At 27.7% G+C, this 16948-nt stretch carries 15 protein-coding genes and 1 tRNA gene; 7 read left to right on the top strand and 9 right to left on the bottom strand.

Features of this window, described 5'->3' with window-relative positions; genetic code table 4:
• The first annotated feature begins 17 nt into the window (after positions 1-17).
• Both VBM89_RS02040 and VBM89_RS02045 read left to right on the top strand, forming a co-directional pair.
• A tRNA-Trp gene (locus VBM89_RS02040) sits at positions 18-91 on the top strand.
• Between the two features lie 347 nt (positions 92-438).
• Positions 439-951 (top strand): DUF262 domain-containing protein, encoded by a 513-nt coding sequence (locus VBM89_RS02045; RefSeq protein WP_323188637.1) that lies wholly within the window; start codon positions 439-441, stop codon positions 949-951.
• Here the strand turns inward: VBM89_RS02045 and VBM89_RS02050 are convergent.
• The 9 genes from VBM89_RS02050 to VBM89_RS02090 all read right to left on the bottom strand — a co-directional run bounded on the left by VBM89_RS02050 (position 930) and on the right by VBM89_RS02090 (position 9988).
• A complete protein-coding gene (locus VBM89_RS02050) occupies positions 930-1694 on the bottom strand; it encodes an Eco47II family restriction endonuclease (RefSeq protein WP_323188638.1) in 765 nt (254 codons plus the stop codon). The two genes, VBM89_RS02045 and VBM89_RS02050, sit on opposite strands and share 22 nt — an antisense overlap.
• A 1-nt stretch (position 1695) precedes the next feature.
• Entirely contained in the window at positions 1696-2727 is a 1032-nt protein-coding gene (locus VBM89_RS02055) for a DNA cytosine methyltransferase (RefSeq protein ID WP_323188639.1), read from the bottom strand.
• A gap of 479 nt (positions 2728-3206) precedes the next feature.
• On the bottom strand, positions 3207-3809 hold the full coding sequence (gene nusG / locus VBM89_RS02060) for a transcription termination/antitermination protein NusG (protein WP_257089437.1): 603 nt from the start codon (positions 3807-3809) through the stop codon (positions 3207-3209).
• An 11-nt stretch (positions 3810-3820) separates the two neighbouring features.
• A complete protein-coding gene (gene secE / locus VBM89_RS02065) occupies positions 3821-4078 on the bottom strand; it encodes a preprotein translocase subunit SecE (protein ID WP_323188640.1) in 258 nt (85 codons plus the stop codon).
• 2 nt (positions 4079-4080) lie between these two features.
• Positions 4081-4230 (bottom strand): 50S ribosomal protein L33, encoded by a 150-nt coding sequence (gene rpmG, locus VBM89_RS02070; RefSeq protein WP_323188641.1) that lies wholly within the window; start codon positions 4228-4230, stop codon positions 4081-4083.
• Positions 4231-4332: 102 nt separating this feature from the next.
• On the bottom strand, positions 4333-6333 hold the full coding sequence (locus VBM89_RS02075) for a hypothetical protein (RefSeq protein ID WP_323188642.1): 2001 nt from the start codon (positions 6331-6333) through the stop codon (positions 4333-4335).
• 1039 nt (positions 6334-7372) lie between these two features.
• The gene (locus VBM89_RS02080) at positions 7373-7972 is read right to left on the bottom strand and encodes a hypothetical protein (RefSeq protein ID WP_323188643.1); all 600 of its coding nucleotides are present in this window, start codon (positions 7970-7972) and stop codon (positions 7373-7375) included.
• 11 nt (positions 7973-7983) lie between these two features.
• Positions 7984-8748, bottom strand: coding sequence for a 23S rRNA (guanosine(2251)-2'-O)-methyltransferase RlmB (gene rlmB / locus VBM89_RS02085; RefSeq protein WP_323188644.1), 765 nt, complete (start codon positions 8746-8748; stop codon positions 7984-7986).
• A 7-nt stretch (positions 8749-8755) separates the two neighbouring features.
• Positions 8756-9988, bottom strand: coding sequence for a class I tRNA ligase family protein (locus VBM89_RS02090; protein WP_323188645.1), 1233 nt, complete (start codon positions 9986-9988; stop codon positions 8756-8758).
• Positions 9989-10152: 164 nt separating this feature from the next.
• On the opposite strand from VBM89_RS02090, the gene argS reads away from it, so the two are divergent.
• The 5 genes from argS (at position 10153) to VBM89_RS02115 (ending at position 16356) form a co-directional block, all read left to right on the top strand.
• On the top strand, positions 10153-11808 hold the full coding sequence (argS, locus tag VBM89_RS02095) for an arginine--tRNA ligase (protein WP_323188646.1): 1656 nt from the start codon (positions 10153-10155) through the stop codon (positions 11806-11808).
• Positions 11809-11825: 17 nt separating this feature from the next.
• Positions 11826-12077, top strand: coding sequence for a DNA-directed RNA polymerase subunit delta (rpoE, locus tag VBM89_RS02100; RefSeq protein WP_323188647.1), 252 nt, complete (start codon positions 11826-11828; stop codon positions 12075-12077).
• A 13-nt stretch (positions 12078-12090) separates the two neighbouring features.
• A complete protein-coding gene (gene fba, locus VBM89_RS02105) occupies positions 12091-12957 on the top strand; it encodes a class II fructose-1,6-bisphosphate aldolase (protein ID WP_323188648.1) in 867 nt (288 codons plus the stop codon).
• Positions 12958-13038: 81 nt separating this feature from the next.
• Positions 13039-14163, top strand: a complete 1125-nt coding sequence (locus VBM89_RS02110) for a thermonuclease family protein (protein WP_323188649.1) — start codon at positions 13039-13041, stop codon at positions 14161-14163.
• A 240-nt stretch (positions 14164-14403) separates the two neighbouring features.
• Positions 14404-16356 carry a DNA topoisomerase subunit B gene (locus VBM89_RS02115; RefSeq protein WP_323188650.1) on the top strand — a complete coding sequence of 651 codons (1953 nt, stop codon included), beginning with the start codon at positions 14404-14406 and terminating at the stop codon, positions 16354-16356.
• The last annotated feature ends 592 nt before the right edge of the window (positions 16357-16948 follow it).

The raw sequence follows: 16948 nt of genomic DNA on the forward strand, positions 1-16948 counted from the left end.
TTAGATGATGATTGTATGGGGGTTTAGTATAGTGGTAGTGCTGCAGTCTCCAAAACTGAAAGTAAGGGTTCGATTCCTTTAACCCCTGCCAAATTTCAAATAAATTTTCTGGTGTTTTCGAATTACCAGATTTTTTTATTTTTGATATTTATTTTAATAGAAGAATTTAAAAGAATATTTTTGCTAGTTTGTCTAATTATTTGTAAAACTAATATCTAATTTAAGTTAAATTATCAAATTTTGCAATTAAATTTAAAAATTGCTAATTTGTCAAAATAAGCAATAAGAAGAACGTATATAATTTATTATAGTATAGTAAATATAGTTTATAGTAAACGAAAGGATAACACATAACAAAATGAGAGAGAGAGACAACCTAAATTTCGTTCTGAAATTTACACAATAAGTAAATTAAAAGACCTAAAAGGAAAAGGTCTATTGATTATAAACCCTGATTACCAAAGAAATTTTGTTTATAATCCAGAAAAAACATCAAAATTAATAGAATCTGATCTTATGGGTATACCTCTTCCTAGCATATATTTATGCGAAGAAGAAGATGGTCGTTTATCAGTAATTGATGGTCAACAAAGATTAAAAACTCTTATTGACTTTACAGAAAATAAATTTTCTTTAAATAAAAAAATTAATTCAGAAGATTGAAAAAATAAAAAATATACAGAACTAAATTTAGAAGATCAAAAAACCATTAATGAAACTAATCTATATGCATATACCTTGATAAAAGGACAAGATAAGCTGAAATTTGATATTTTTGAGAGATTAAACAAAGGCGCAGTCAATCTAAATGAGCAAGAATTAAGAAATTGTGTTTATCATGGTCAATATAATAAAATGATAAATGAATTGTCCAAAGTAAACCAGGAGAAGAAAAGTAGACAGAAAATAAAAAACTGTCTACTTTTCTATTACTTTTTAAAAGTATCATAATTTTTAAATGCTATTTCAAATAATGCTTTTGATATTTCTGTTGAAATATCATTCAACTCATCTAAAACAGTATCTTTTGGTCTTTTTACATTACCCATTTCCTTAACAACTTTTGGTAAAGTAACAATTAATTGATCACATAACTTTTTAAAAGCAAACTTATCCTCTGTGATAAATTCATAAAACTTATCAATAGACATATGTCTAATTCTTTTAATAATATTTGGATCTTCGATTTGTTTCTTAGAGATTGTAAATTCTTTATCTGTTGTTTTTAATGCAATAACTTCAACCAATGCACATTGTACATTTTCATCATTTGATGTTTTAATTTTCTCTAACATTTTTGAATAAATTTTATCTCTTGATGAACTATTCATTGTATTATGTTTATTTTTCATTTCAACATATAAAGTTAATCCATCTTTTTTAACAATAATATCTCAACCATGATCTGGAACAACACAATTTTCTATATATTTAAAAATGTTTTGATGAAAATAACCGATTGCATTGTTATTGTGCTTATCTCTTTGTCTTTCAATCTCTTGATCGATCAATGATGTAAAACTCTTATTTAAAATTTCTTTATCAAAAAGCAGTTTTATTGGATCGATTACATTGCTATTGAATTTCTTTAAATCAATTGCTTCAGTACCTTTTACGTAGCTATCAACGGTTTCTTTGATGTGATTTGTAAAATCGCTTTCACTAATAAAACTTAAATTATATTTGTAGCTCATATTAGTCATCTCTTTTCATATTTTTTAAAGCTTTGACCATTTGCTTTCCAACACTTTTAGCTAAGTTTACTGGGACTGCATTTCCAATTTGCTTATATTGATTTGCAACTGAACCCTTAAAAGTTCATCCATCTGGAAATGATTGAATTCTTGCAGATTCTCTAATTGTAAATGGTCTATTTTCGAACGGATGGCACCTGTCTGTTTGCTTCATTTGAGGAGTTGTTAAGATAGTTAATGATGGTTCATCAAGACTTAATCTTCTTAAAATACCAGTTCTTCCTCCATATGAATCTCAACTGGATTTCATATATTCCTTTGCTATTTCCTCAGGTATATCTCTTCAATATCCACCTGCTGGGACAAGTGAGAAAATAGCTTCTTTTTCCTTAGAATATTTAGCACCCTCACTAGCAGGAACATCTAATAAAATATCTCTTAAAACTGGTTTCGGATAATGTTTATTTGGGAATTGAAAAACAACTTTGTCAACTAAATCATTACGAATTCCAATTAAAATTAATCTTTCTCTTTTCTGAGCCACATTATAATCTCAAGCATTCAGAACTTGATATTCTAATTTGTAACCTTCATTTGTGAAAATATTGTAAATGACTTCAAAAGTCTTACCATTATCGTGTGAAAGTAAACCTTTAACATTTTCAAATAGGAACATTTTTGGCTTAAGCTTATTAAGGAATAAGGCATAGTTGTAGAATAAAGTTCCTCTTGTATCCTCTAAACCTAACCTTTTGCCAGCATAACTAAAGCTTTGGCAAGGAGCTCCACCTGATAAAATATCTAGTTCTCCTTCTTTTAGATTAAATAACTTGCATAAATCCTCTTGTGAAATTTTTGTTATATCTTCTTGGATAACATTTCATTCAGGTCTGTTGGTTTTCAATGTGTCACAAGCTCATTTATCTACTTCAATTAAGCCTATGTGTTGAATACCGGCTTCTTCTAGGCCTAAAGCTAATCCACCGGCTCCTGCAAATAATTCAATACCTTTTATTTTTTCTCTTTTTTTCATTATTTCAACTCTCCAAATATATATTTTAATTATATTTTAAATTGGCTATTGTTTCATAAAAAAGAGCAGTTAAAAATGAATTCAAAAAATAAAATGAAAAGTCCACTCTTTTAATCTTGAGACATTAAAATTTAATTATTATGAGGAATTAAAACTCTTAAAAAATGGATTTTATAATTTTGAATATTTAAAAAATTCAGATAAAAAAGTCTATGATATTAAATAAACATAAAGAGTGTGGTGAGGTACAGACACTATGACCCACCAGCAACTTATTTGAAAAAACAAGATACAGAGAAGAAATGCGTAATCTATTTAAAGATTCTACATATAGAAAAGAGTTAGGTGCAGAATTTAAAAAAGATACATCTAAATATAAAATCGCAATTGTTTAATTAGATAATAAAGTTATTTTTCATGCTCTTATTAAATTTTCAATAAAAAAAAGAACAGCTAACGCTGTTCAATTTATCTAATAATTAGTATTCTGTCGAATGCTCTAATGAATCGATGCTTAATTCAACAGAAGTTCTTTTTCCAAATGATTCAATTTGAATTGTAGCGATATTTGCGTCTAAGTTTAATGATTTAATTGGACCAATTTCACCTTTAAATGGACCATCTAAAACTACAACTAAATCATTAATTTTAAGTCCTTGTAAGTTTTTACCTAAGTTAAATAAGTGTGTAGCTTCTTCAGCGGCTTTTTCCATTTTTCTAATTTCTCTAGAAGAAACAGGTGTAGGCTTTGCTCCTTTACCAGATGAACCGATGATACCTGTAACATTTTGTGTGTTACGTACAACGTATCAAGCTTCATCTGTCATATCCATATTTGCGAAAATGTATCCAGGGTAAAGATTTGTATATTTAACCTTGTATTCTTGACCTAAACGTCTTTTTTCTAATTCTTTAGCTGTTAAAATAGGTTTTTTAAAGATTTTAAAAGCGCCATCTTGTGTTGCATATTGATTAAATGATTCTGCAACATTTTCAGCAATAATACGGTTATTTAAAGCTTCGATAACTTGTTCTTCTTTTCCTCTAACAGTAGAGATCATGTATCATTTAAAATTATTCATAATTTACCTTTCTAAACTGAACCAAATACTTCTCATAATTTTGTAAATCCAATTGTTACTGCATAAACAAATAAAGCAAATATAGCTGTAAAAACAAGAATTTTAACAAGGTTTATTCAATTTTGTCTTGGAGTTGCTCAACGAACACGTTTAATTTCTTTAACCGTCTTTCTAAAGAAATAAATTTTATTTCTGTTTTCAAATCTGTCTTTTAAAGACATTTTTGCTGTTTCAACTTTTCTAGTTTTTGCTTTCTCATTTTTTCTCATAATTAAACTTCTTCTTTGTGAATTGAGTGTTGTTTGCAATGAGGACAATATTTTTTAATTGCTAAACGTTCTGCATTTCCAGCACTTTTAACTGTCACGTAATTTTTCTTTCTGCATAATTCGCATGCAATTGATACCTTGTTACTTTTCATAGTGTTTTAATTTTACCACAACATTACAATATACATTAAGTAAATGAATGCTATGCAATAGGTTTAATTGAAATTATTTACATGTGCAAAAAACATAACACATTACTTTCTTCATCTAAATATTGATCTCACTTTTGCAAATGCTAAACGCACTCCTAAATTAATTGTTGGGACTAAATTACCTCTAACTAAGCTTAAAAATAATCTATTTCTAAATTGATTCTTAATAATAAGTCCAATAAGCATAATGTTGTTAGAACTAATAAGCTTCATTTTAGGTGTTTTTAGTATAAAGTTGATTGTTTCATTAATGATTTTATTTTGCATTTTAGTCATATTTAAGTTGCTCAATAACTTATCTACATATCTATCAAGAGCTTCAAAATCTCTTCTTGAGAGATATTTATAATCAATCTTGCAATAGGCTAAAATGAATTGAATTAATTTATCCTTATCAGTGAACAATTGTTCTAAAACAATGTTTAGAAACTTCGATGATATTTGTTTGATTAGCGCTTTGTTTTGGATAATAAAACTATTAAAGTAACTTTCGAAGCTAACAAAATGTGAACTTGATAAAAAGTAATCTTTAAAAATAATCATAAATTCATCTAAATCATTTTTTACTAATGAAAAATCTAAATTAAACTCATAATCAATCTTTCTAATATCAATTGGAATCTTAATAAATTTTCTTTTATTTAACTCTCCAAGCATAAAATGAATTAAATCAATTATCTCTTCTTTGAAATTAGGGTACTTTTCAAAGAATTTTTTTGTTATATCAAACAATGTTTTTTCATTTGAAACTAAAAAGAATTGTCAAAACTTATTAAGGGAAATGTTTTTGTTTCTAGTAAAGAATTTTTCAACATTATCAATCAATGTAACAAACTCTTGATTATTAGCTAAAAAGTCAATTAATGTGTCTGTGAATTTTAGTGAACTGAATTTATTTTCAATATATTCAAGCACGTTTTCGTCATGGAAAATCTTACCAATGAGCGACATAACATTCTCATTTAGAATTGCGCTGAAATTAAGTGTGATATCTAAACCTTTAGTTAGTTTCTCAGTAATCAATGAATTGCTAATTGTGCTTATATAAATTCTAATTAGCGAACCTTCTAGAACGCCTAATTCTTTGTATCAAGTTTGAACAAGATCAATAATTTTGTTATCCGGGTATATTGGAATACTTCTAAATTTAGTTCAAGTAAATTTATTTAAACGATGCTCTTTAGCAAAATTTAAATAAAGTTTCTTCCCAATGTATTTATAACATTTCTTACTGCAGTGAATATCTAAAAACAACTGATATCATTTGCGTTCATTTCTTAAACATTGTTCAAAGTCAAATATTTCAACATATTTAGTATTTGTTGCTGCTGAAACTTCTGTAAAAATATTCTGAAATACCTTGTATATAGATTTAAAAATAGAATAACTCTTGTTTAAAAGATTATCTTTATTTTTAAGAATCAACTTGTTAAGTACAGGTAATGAAGCAATAGGATAATCGACTAAATAGATTTTGCAATTTGTATTAACTTCTTTAATTTTGTTAACTAAAACAATATATTCATTAATGATTTGCTGTGTTGTACGTTTAACATTTTTCAATAAATCATCAATTTGTTTATTTTGAAGGTAGTAATCTTTTTGAGACATTACTTCAACTAAGTCTACATAGGAAATACTGAATAAAAATTCAATTCCACTAGAGTTTATAAATAAGTAATCTGCTTCCTTAATTTCTTTTAAATATGAATCAAAATCATAATTAAAACAAGTGTGATTAAATTTTTGAGCTAAAACTTTATTTATGTGCATTAGCTCTCTTGTTTCATCCGTAAAATCTTCACCAGAAACGATATTAATTCAAGTACTAATCTTGCTTGCTGATAGGCCTAAATTGCTATATTTAATGTCTAAATTTCTACCAACATTCTTCTGAATTAACTCAATGAAATAGTCTGAATAAGCATAACCTAACTCATCTAAATTTCCATATGTTCCAGTTCCTTGAGATAAATCAAAACCTTGCGCTATTGAGTCACCAATAAATACAAATTTTTTATTTCTAAAATTGCGATTATTCATATTACTAAAATATTAGCACATAATATAAAAAGAAAAAATTTACAAACGGAGGATATAAAAACCACTTAACTTAAAAAAGTTAAGTGGAAATCTAATAGACATTGTAAAAAATTAAATAATAAAATTAAAGAAAGGTGTTTGACATTTAACAGAAAATGTCTAACTGATGAGAGAAGAAAAAATAATGAATTTCGGTTCATTTAGAACCAATTTTGTATTTCGCATTTAATAATAAAGTCTTATATTGAATAAAAGTTAATAAATGGATAAATATAAGAAAGTGAAATACTTTTCAAATGTTGAGAAAGGAATAATCCAACAAATAAACTAAAAACCATATTATATTTTGTTTAAAACACTATAAAAATTTAATGAAAACCAAATTGAGTAATGAAGAACATAAACTGGAAAGTGAAAAAGAGTTCAGTCCCCACAACATAAAAGAAGATAACCGTAATTTTGAGAAATACCCCAAAATTTACACTAATAAAATAAAAAGCAACAAGAGAAAACATATTAATTAAACTTACGAATTTTCCTTAACCCTTAAAACTTAAATTCAAGTTTAATTAATTTTGACCATCCCACACACTCCCCCAAGCGATCGAGATGATACGTTTTCATAACCTAACACTTACCTAATGTTATTAATATGCAAGAATTAATAATTATTGGAAATAAAATCCAAGTGAGTTTACCTAAAATACGGAAAAAACATAGATAGAATCAAAAAAGGTCTATACATGCATATTTTGTAAGTGAAAAAATAAAATAAATATAGAAGGGACTAAATCGTCAGAGAGTAAAAACGATTTGTCTGAAAAAAATATAAACAATAATGGAGCAACAAGCAAAATATAGCTTGTTTATAAAAAACATAACATATTAAAGAGATTTTAAAAATCAACACAAAATAATTTGAAAAATCTACTGCGTTTTATACCATAAAAACATTTCATAAACTTATGTAAATATACGATAAATATATATGAGAAAGAAGAATTAAAAATTTGGACATATAAATTAACATAAGCTCTATTTAACTTGATATCAATGTAGTAATAAGGTTGTTCGAACAAATAATGTCAATATCAATTGATGAACCAACATTTAAATCTGTTGTTTTCATAACTGAATGTTTCTTTTTATAACTACTATTTAAAAAATGATTTCTTGAGTGCATTTTTTGAGTTTTAATTTGATAATCAAGTTGTTTTGGACTATGTGAGTTATCAACTACACTATTTTCCATGTCTATTAGAATTTTTTGTAAATTTACCCTTTTATTAGCTATACCATCATCAAAAATATATTGAGAGTTAATTTCTGAGTGGAAGAAATTCAGGGTCTTTAACTTTAATTTATTTCAAATGAATGATTCGAAATGAGAATAGGATTTAAAATCCTTACAAAAAACTTCTGAAGAAACTTCTAGAAAAATTCCTAAAAATTCATGAAGTATAACATTTTTAATTTCTGCTGGCTCAATAGATACCTTACCAAAGACTCAACTAACTTTTCTAGACAAAACATCTATTGACTTACTGTGCTGTATACTGAAAGCAGAAATGATTTTTGAAACTGAATAATACTTGTCATTTTCGAGTTTCAAAAATTCAGAGAGAAACTTATCGTTCAAATGATATTTTCTTATCATTTAGTTAATGCATCGAACACAATAATACCTGTTGCTACTGATACATTTAAAGATTGCACATTCCCCCTTTGTGGAATATAAATTGTTTGATCTGTGACTGAAAGCACACTTTTTGATACACCATCACCTTCGTTACCTACAACTAAAATTGTAGGTCTGTCGTATTCCACCGTTGTGTATGGGAGAGCTTTTTCATCTAATACAGTTGAATAAACTCAATAACCTCTTTTTTTGAGTTGAGTTAAGGCCGCATTAAGACTATTAACTCTGTAAAAATTCATATTTACAAATCCACCTGATGAAACCTTTAACACAGTTGAATTAATTACAGCTGCATTATCTTTAGGGAAAATAATATGCTTAATTCCCCCAGCATTTGCTGTTCTTATAATTGCACCAAAGTTATGTGGATCTTGAATTTTGTCCAACACAAGAATTGGTGAATTATCCTTATGCAATCTTCATAAATCGTCTAGTCCCTTGTAATTAACAGATTTTAAGATTGCTTTAAAACCTTGATGGTTTTCTTTTGTTTCTTCATCTAAAGTTTTCTTATCAGTGATAACAATTTTTATACCCCTTAAAGTGTTATCATCTTTAAAATACTTCAAACTTCCTTCATCAGTTAAGTGTATTTCAGAAATATCTAATTTATTATTGACACAGTCAATAACAGAATTTTTCCCATACACAATTAATTCTCCCACTTTTTTAGTGGTCATATCATATTTTTTTTGTTTTTCGTGTAATTTTTTCATATTTACCCTATATTAAATTATTTTCAATCAATTCGTTTCTTAATTTGTCAGCATTTTGATAATCTTTTTGAGCTAAAAACTCTTGTCATTTTTGATAAATTGGAACATATTTTTCGTAATCGAATTTATGAAATTCAAAGCCTAACTTATCAAAAATATATACTAATGTACCTATGTCCAAGGTGTTTTTGTCTTTATTAATATTTTTAATTAGATCATTAATAAGTTTATTAAATTCAGAAAATCTCTGCTCAAAAATATATGTGAATGCTTCTTTAGCTAATTCATTGTTAATTTGTGAATCGTTTTGTTTGTTTAATAGTGCATTTAAGAAGTAAATTTTGCTAATTTTCTTGAAAATCACTTCAACATTATTAATTAAATTCTCATCAATATTGATCAAACCTGTAAATGAGTTTAATAATAAGATCATTTTAAAATAGTCAGCTGAATAATTTTTAAGAAAGTCAGAAGCTAAAATTACGTTTTGTAATGACTTGGACATCTTAATTCCATTTAAATTAATTTGACCTGTTCTTAATCATTTATTTGAAAGTTGTTTTTGATTTAAAGCATAGAATTGAATATTTTCATTTTCATGGTGTGGGAATGTTAAGTCCATCCCTCCTCCGTGAATATCTAAACCAGAATCTCCAAAATGTTTTTCAATTAAGGCAACACATTCTGTGTGTCATCCTGGTCTACCTTCGCCAAAAGAAACATTGTATTTAACACCCTCAGCTGTGTTTTTTCATAAAGCAAAATCAGCAGGTGATTTTTTATTTGAAGAAAGTTCACTATCTTCAAATTTCATGTTTTCAATTTTTTGATTTGAAACAATACCATAGTCATTTTGGTTTTTTATGACATCAAATCAAACATTACCTTCATTATCTAAATATGCATTATTCGATTTGATTAATCTTTGAATGAAGTTATCAATTAAATCAATGTTTTTGGTTACGTATTCAATATCAGTTATAGTTTCAACACTGAATTGTTTAAGTAAATCTAAATATAAATTACCATACTTTTCTGATACTTGAGTTTCTGAAACACCTTGCTCTTGGGCTTTTTTGATAATTTTGTCATCAATATCAGTAATATTATGAACAAATTTATATTCAATTCCTAGTTGCTTTGCAGCTTTTAAAATTAAGTCCATAGTTACAATCGGTCTCATATTTCCTATATGAACATCATTGTAAACTGTGGGTCCACATACATATATTTTTAACATATTGTTATTATAATAAAAAATAATATTTAATTACCATTTTATATAAGCAAAATTAACTTTTATAACTATGTGTAAGGTAGATAAAACTAGTTGTTTCCTAGCTATATAAAAAATATTTTTTAATATAATAGATATATAAAATATATCTATAAATAAGGAGGATTATGACGCTAAAAGAACAGTTAAAACAAAATATCATTGACGCAGTTATAGAGTTGCAAAATGAAGATTTTGTTAATAAGGATTTTAATGTTAAAGATTTAGTTTTTAATATCACTCAACCTAATGTTCCTGACAATATTAACATCGATCAAGTTGTTTATGATTTTAGTACAAATATTGCATTTATTTTAAAAAATCATTGTGCTGTTAAAAATCCAATTGAAGTAGCAAATAAATTGGTTACTAAAATGTCAAATTCAAATATCTACCAAAAAATAGACATTGCTGTGCCTGGATTTATAAATATTGTTTTAAGCAATCAATTATTTTTATCAACAATACAAAACATTAACTTAAATCCAGCAGAATATGGAGCTGACTTTATTAATAAAGAACATGTTAATGTTGAATTTGTTTCAGCTAACCCAACAGGATTTTTACACGTTGGTCATGCTAGAGGTGCTGTTTATGGGGATTCTTTAATTAGAATTTTAAGACATGCTGGTTACGATGTTGAAGCCGAATATTATGTAAATGATGCAGGTAATCAAATTAATGTACTTACAAATTCAGTTTATGTAAGATATCAAAACTTATTTGGTATTGATGCACAATTACCTGAAGATTGCTACAGAGGTCAAGATATAGTTTGATGTGCTACAAAAATTAAAGAAAAATATGGTGATTATTTCTTAAATGCTGATGAAGTTAAATTAACTGAATTATCAACTGTGGCTAAAAATATTATGCTTAATAAAATCAGAGAAGATCTTGGTAGATTAAATGTTTCATTTGATACATTTGCTTCTGAAAAAGCAATTAAAGAAGATGGCTTAATTGAACCAGTTCTTAAAAAATTAAGCAAATACACATACACAGAAGATGGTGCATTATTCTTAAAAACCAAAGAATTTGGCGATGATAAAGACCGTGTGCTTATCAAAGCTGATGGAAATTATACTTATTTCTTACCTGATATTGCTTATCACGAACTTAAGTTCCAAAAGTCACCTAAACTTATTAATATCTGAGGAGCAGACCATTCAGGATACATTCAAAGAATGAAAATTGCGATGCAATGCTTAGGTTACAATCCAGATAATTTAGATATATTAACTATTCAATTAGTAAGATTAATCAAAGATGGAGAAGAATTTAAAATGTCTAAAAGAGCTGGTACAGCAGTTACTTTGCAAGATCTTTTAGATTACTCTTCAGCTGACGCAGTTAGATTTATGATGCTCACTAGGGAAATCAATAATAAATTTGATTTTGATATTGATGCAGCTAACTCAACTGATGTTAATAACCCTGTATTTATAGTTCAATACGCTCACTCAAGAGCTGTATCATTATTAAATAGATTAAAACAAGAAGAAGTTAATAATCAAATTAACTTTACAAATAAAGCTAAAAAACTTATTATTGAATTAGACTCATTCCCTGAATTAATTAAAACAATTGTGTCAACTTCAAAAGTCAACTTATTAACACAATACTTAATTAATTTAGCTAAATCATTTAACAGTTTTTATGCTGAAACTAAATTATTAGGTCATGAAGATGAAGCAACATATGCTCACCTTATCAAATCAGTTCAAGCGATTTTAGCTCTTGGACTTAGCTTAATTGGTGTTTCTGCACCTTTATCAATGTAATTAAAGGAGAATTTATTATGTACAAAACAATGTTAGAAATCGCATACGAATTAGTATCATCACGTCCAACAGACGAATTTGCATTTATGGAAATCTTTGACACTGTTGAAGACGAGTTAAGATATGACTGAGAAGACAGATTCGTTTCAATGAACACACCGTATGAAAAAGTTAGAGAAAGAAAAATTGGTGAGTTATACCGTTTATTAACGGTTGATAAAAGATTCAACAGACTTGCAAACGGAAACTGAGAATTAAGAAATATCTAATAAGTAGGTTTTTATGTCATTAGTTAATGCGAAAGATATGCTCAAGAGAGCTAAAAAAGGTAAGTACGCAGTTCCTCATTTTAATATTAATAACTTAGAATGAACAAAAGCAATTCTTACAACATGTCAAGAAATGAATTCACCTGTTATTTTAGGAGTTTCTGAAGGAGCACTTAAATATATAGGTGGATATGAAACTGTAACAGGTTTAGTTTCAGGTCTTATTAAGGACTTAAAAATTTCAATTCCTGTAGCTCTTCATTTAGATCACGGTTCATTTGATGCTTGTGTTAAAGCTATTGATTCAGATGGTTTCACTTCAATTATGTTCGATGGTTCACACCTCCCATTTGCTGAAAATAAAGAATTAACTCAAAAACTTGTTTACTTAGCTCAAAGCAAAAATATGACTGTTGAAGCTGAGGTTGGTTCAATCGGTGGTGAAGAAGATGGTGTTATTGGAAACGGTGAAATTGCAGATATTGAAGAAGCTAAACAATTAGCTGCTGAAAAAATCACAGTTCTAGCAGCAGGGATCGGAAACATCCACGGTAAATATCCAAAAAACTGTCAAGGTCTTAATTTTGAAGTTCTTGAAAAATTATCAAGTGAAACTGGTTTAGGAATTGTTCTTCACGGTGGTAGCGAAATTCCACTTGACCAAATCCAAAAAGCAATCAGTTTAGGTGTTACAAAAATTAACATCAATACCGATTTACAATTAGCAAACCACGCTGCAATTAGAGAATTTATTATTAGCAACAAAGATCTTGAAGATAAAAATTATGATCCTAGAAAACTTTACAAACCTGGTTATGAAGCTATGTGTAAGGTAATTAAACAAAAAATATTAGAGTTCGGATCAAATGATAAAGCTTAGCATCATCTTGATGCTTTTTTATACACATTATTTCTAAATAGGAATAAAATTATATTTATATACAAATAGAAAAGAGACAAGATGAAATTTAAAAAATTATCTTTATTCAGTTCACTTGCGATTTTACCAGTCGCTACTACATTATCTATTTCATGTGGTAATAAAAACGATGTTCCAAAAGAACCATCAAATCCTATTAATAATGCAAATAGTGAACTTATCCAAAAACTAGAAACAGTTAAAACTAATTATTCAACTGACAATAATTTGGTTGAATTAGTTGACGGCTACAAAAATAAAATAAACTCAAACAGTACTAATCAAGATTTATTAACTCAAGCAGGAAACGTTGTAAAAGTTTTTGATAGTGCTAATGAAATGACTGCTGAAATTAGACATCAATGATTTTTAGGTTCAAAAACGTATAACAATTTAACTGAAACATCAAGATTTTTAAGACAAACTTATGCAAATGAGCAAAACTTAATTGAATCGCTTAATAAAATTGATGTAAATTTAGAAGATTATAAAAGTAAATTATTTTTAGCTTTTGCTAGTCAGCAAGAGATGGATTACTTATCATCATTAAATTTACAAACAAGTTTAGGTTTTAGCACAACAATTAAAAAAACATTACCACAAAACTATGCTGTTGTTGACATGTCAGGAATTGTTGATGGCGACACATTATATGGTGCATATATGAATTTAGTTAGTGGTATTCAACCTGGAACTCAATCAACTAATCGTCGTAATGGTAAAAGTCTAGGATTAAGATCTAGAGGAATCGATACTCCTGAAACAGATAAAGGTTCAAATTCAGATGAATTAGCTTCAAAAGAAAATTATTGAGCTCATATTTCTAAAAAATACTACGTAGAACAAGTTCAATCACATGGTTTCTTCTTCTACTTTAATAAGTTAAAAGAAGATGATTATGGAAGATGAGTTGTACTCTTATATCCAGATGAAAGAAAAAATCCTGATTTAGAGTTTGGGAACCAGCTTATTAGAGCAGGTTTAGCTAGAGTTGCTTACATTACATTAGACCCTTCAGATACAAAATTCTACGCAGAAACTGAAGAAGAACAAACAATGTATCACACAATTAAGAACTCTCAAAATTATGCAAAAGAAAATAGATTAGGTTTCTGAGTTGACCCAATCGAAGATGTATTTTATAAGAACCCTAGAAAGAACTGATAATTCGATCAAGCGAAAGCTTGATTTTTTTATCTAGTTTGATTAGCTTAAATTATGCATATTACATATGCATATGTCGGTTAGTAAAAATAGACATTTTTTCACTTTTATCATAGTGTACAAGCTGCAAAAGTAAAAATGTACTTGCAAAAATATAACAATCTATTTTTCTTAAAAATCTATATAATATTTTAATAAATATGTAATATTTATTAAAATTTACATTCACACATGGAGGTATAGATGTCTGAAGTTAAAAAAGAGCATAATTATGATGCAAGTAATATTCAGTTTTTAGAAGGATTAGAACACGTTAGAAAAAGACCCGGTATGTACATTGGGTCAACATCTAAATCGGGTTTACACCACTTAATTTGAGAAATTGTAGATAACTCTGTCGATGAAGCTATGGCTGGTTTTGCCAACAGAATTGATATTATCATTACACAAGATAACTCAATTATTGTTGAAGATAATGGTCGTGGAATTCCTGTCGATACACACGCAAGATTTGGAATTAGTGCACTTGAGGTTGTTTTAACAAAACTTAATGCTGGTGGTAAATTCGAATCTAATGCATATAAAGTTTCTGGTGGACTTCACGGGGTTGGAGCTAGTGTTGTTAATGCTTTATCAGACTCATTTAAAGCTTGAGTTAAAAGAAATGGAAACTTATACTATGCAGAGTTCGCTAATGGTGGAAAAACTATTAAGTCAACAGAAGTTATTGAAAAGCTTGCTAACCCAAATGAAACAGGAACAAAAATTCAATTCCATCCTGACTATTCAGTTATGGAAGAATTACCATTTGATAAAGAAATTATTTTAGACCACGCGAAGCAAATTGCACACCTTAACAAAGGTTTATATGTTTCAGTATCTGACTACAGAGATAACACACACTATGAATTCTTATATGAAAATGGAATTATTGACTACGTACACGAATTAAGCGACGGTTACAAGCCAGTTACACCTGTTATTTATGCAGATGGAGAATTTGCTGTTAAAAATAATAAAGATGAGGATGTTGTTATTGGTGTTGAAGTCGGTATGCAATACTTATCTGATTTATATCGTGGAAACATTATTTCATATACAAACAACATTTCAACACATGAAGGCGGTTCTCACGTTTCTGGTTTCTATGATGCTTTAATGCGTTTAATTAATAATTATGCAATTGAAAAAGGTGTTATTAAATCTGAAAGTGACAAATTTACTCGTGACGATTTAATTGAAGGTGTTACAGCAGTTATCTCAATCAAACACCCTGATCCAGAATTTGAAGGACAAACAAAAGGAAAATTAGGTTCAAAAGATGCTCGTCAAGCTGTTAACAGAGTGTTTAGTCCAATTTTAGAAAGATTCTTAAATGAAAACCCTGCTGATGCTAAGAAAATTATTGAAATTGCATCTATGGCTAAAAAAGGACGTTTAGCTTCTAATGCAGCTAGAGAAAATGCGAGAAGAAAAAATGTTTTCGAATCAGGTGGATTACCAGGTAAATTAGCTGACTGTACATCTAAAAATCCTGAAATTTCTGAATTATATATTGTCGAAGGGAACTCAGCTGGTGGTTCGGCTAAAATGGGTAGAGATAGAAAAACTCAAGCTATCTTACCATTAAGAGGGAAAATTATTAACGTCGAAAAATCTCGTCAAGAAAAAGTTCTTTCTTCAGAAGAAATTTCATCATTAATGACAGCTATTGGTACAGGTTGAGGGGAAACATTTAACATCAACAAATTAAGATACCACAAGATTGTTATTATGACTGACGCCGACGTCGATGGTGCTCACATTAGAACTTTATTATTAACATTCTTCTACAGATACTTTAGACCTTTAATTGAGTATGGATTTATTTACATAGCTCAACCTCCTTTATACAAAATTCAACAAAATAAATTTGTTGAATACGCTTTCAACGATAATCAAAAAGACGAAATAATCGCAACATTAAACCCTAGTCAAAAAATTACAATTCAACGTTACAAAGGACTTGGAGAAATGGATCCTGAACAACTATGAGAAACAACTATGGATCCTGAACGTAGAAAAATGCTTCAAGTGCAAATTGAAGACATTTACAAATCAGATTCAATTTTTGAAACCTTAATGGGAGAAAGAGTTGAACCGAGAAGAGAATTCATTCAAAAGAATGCGAAATACGTAAAAAATATCGATTTATAATTTCAAAAATGCACATCCAAAAATGAACTGGATGTGCTTTTTGTTCACCAAAATTTAGGATTAGATTTAAAACTTTATTGCAACTAATTTTCAACAAAAATTACAAAATCCTAAAATTACATGAATGGAATATATAAAATTTTTTAAACCTCAAAAATAAGGAAAAACTTTTATCACTTACACACTATTATAAAAGTCAAAAATTATTTTAAAAAAATATTTTTATGCTCATAATTTTATTTACTAAAAAGGAATATGATATAAGTGCGACAAGTATATTGTCGCAACAAAAGGGAAATTCTTTTATATATCAAAAAAATATTCTATTATTTTAAAATTTTATTTATTCAGTCACAAAATAGACAGACATTTATTAATATCATTTATTATTAATTATTAAAATTATTAGGTTTTTTATACAAGTTTATTATTATCAATAAAGATATTCACTATATTTTTGTTATAAATTATATTTAGTTGTTTTAACTTTTTATTTTTATCATTATTTTATAGAGTAAATTTTGTATTTACACTTCTTTAAAATAAAGAAATTTTAATCATATTTATTTGAGTAATTTTGTAAATTTAAACA

Origin of the sequence: Mycoplasma sp. 1199, assembly GCF_034863365.1 — a bacterium.
Lineage (GTDB): Bacteria > Bacillota_I > Bacilli_A > Mycoplasmatales > Metamycoplasmataceae > Mycoplasmopsis.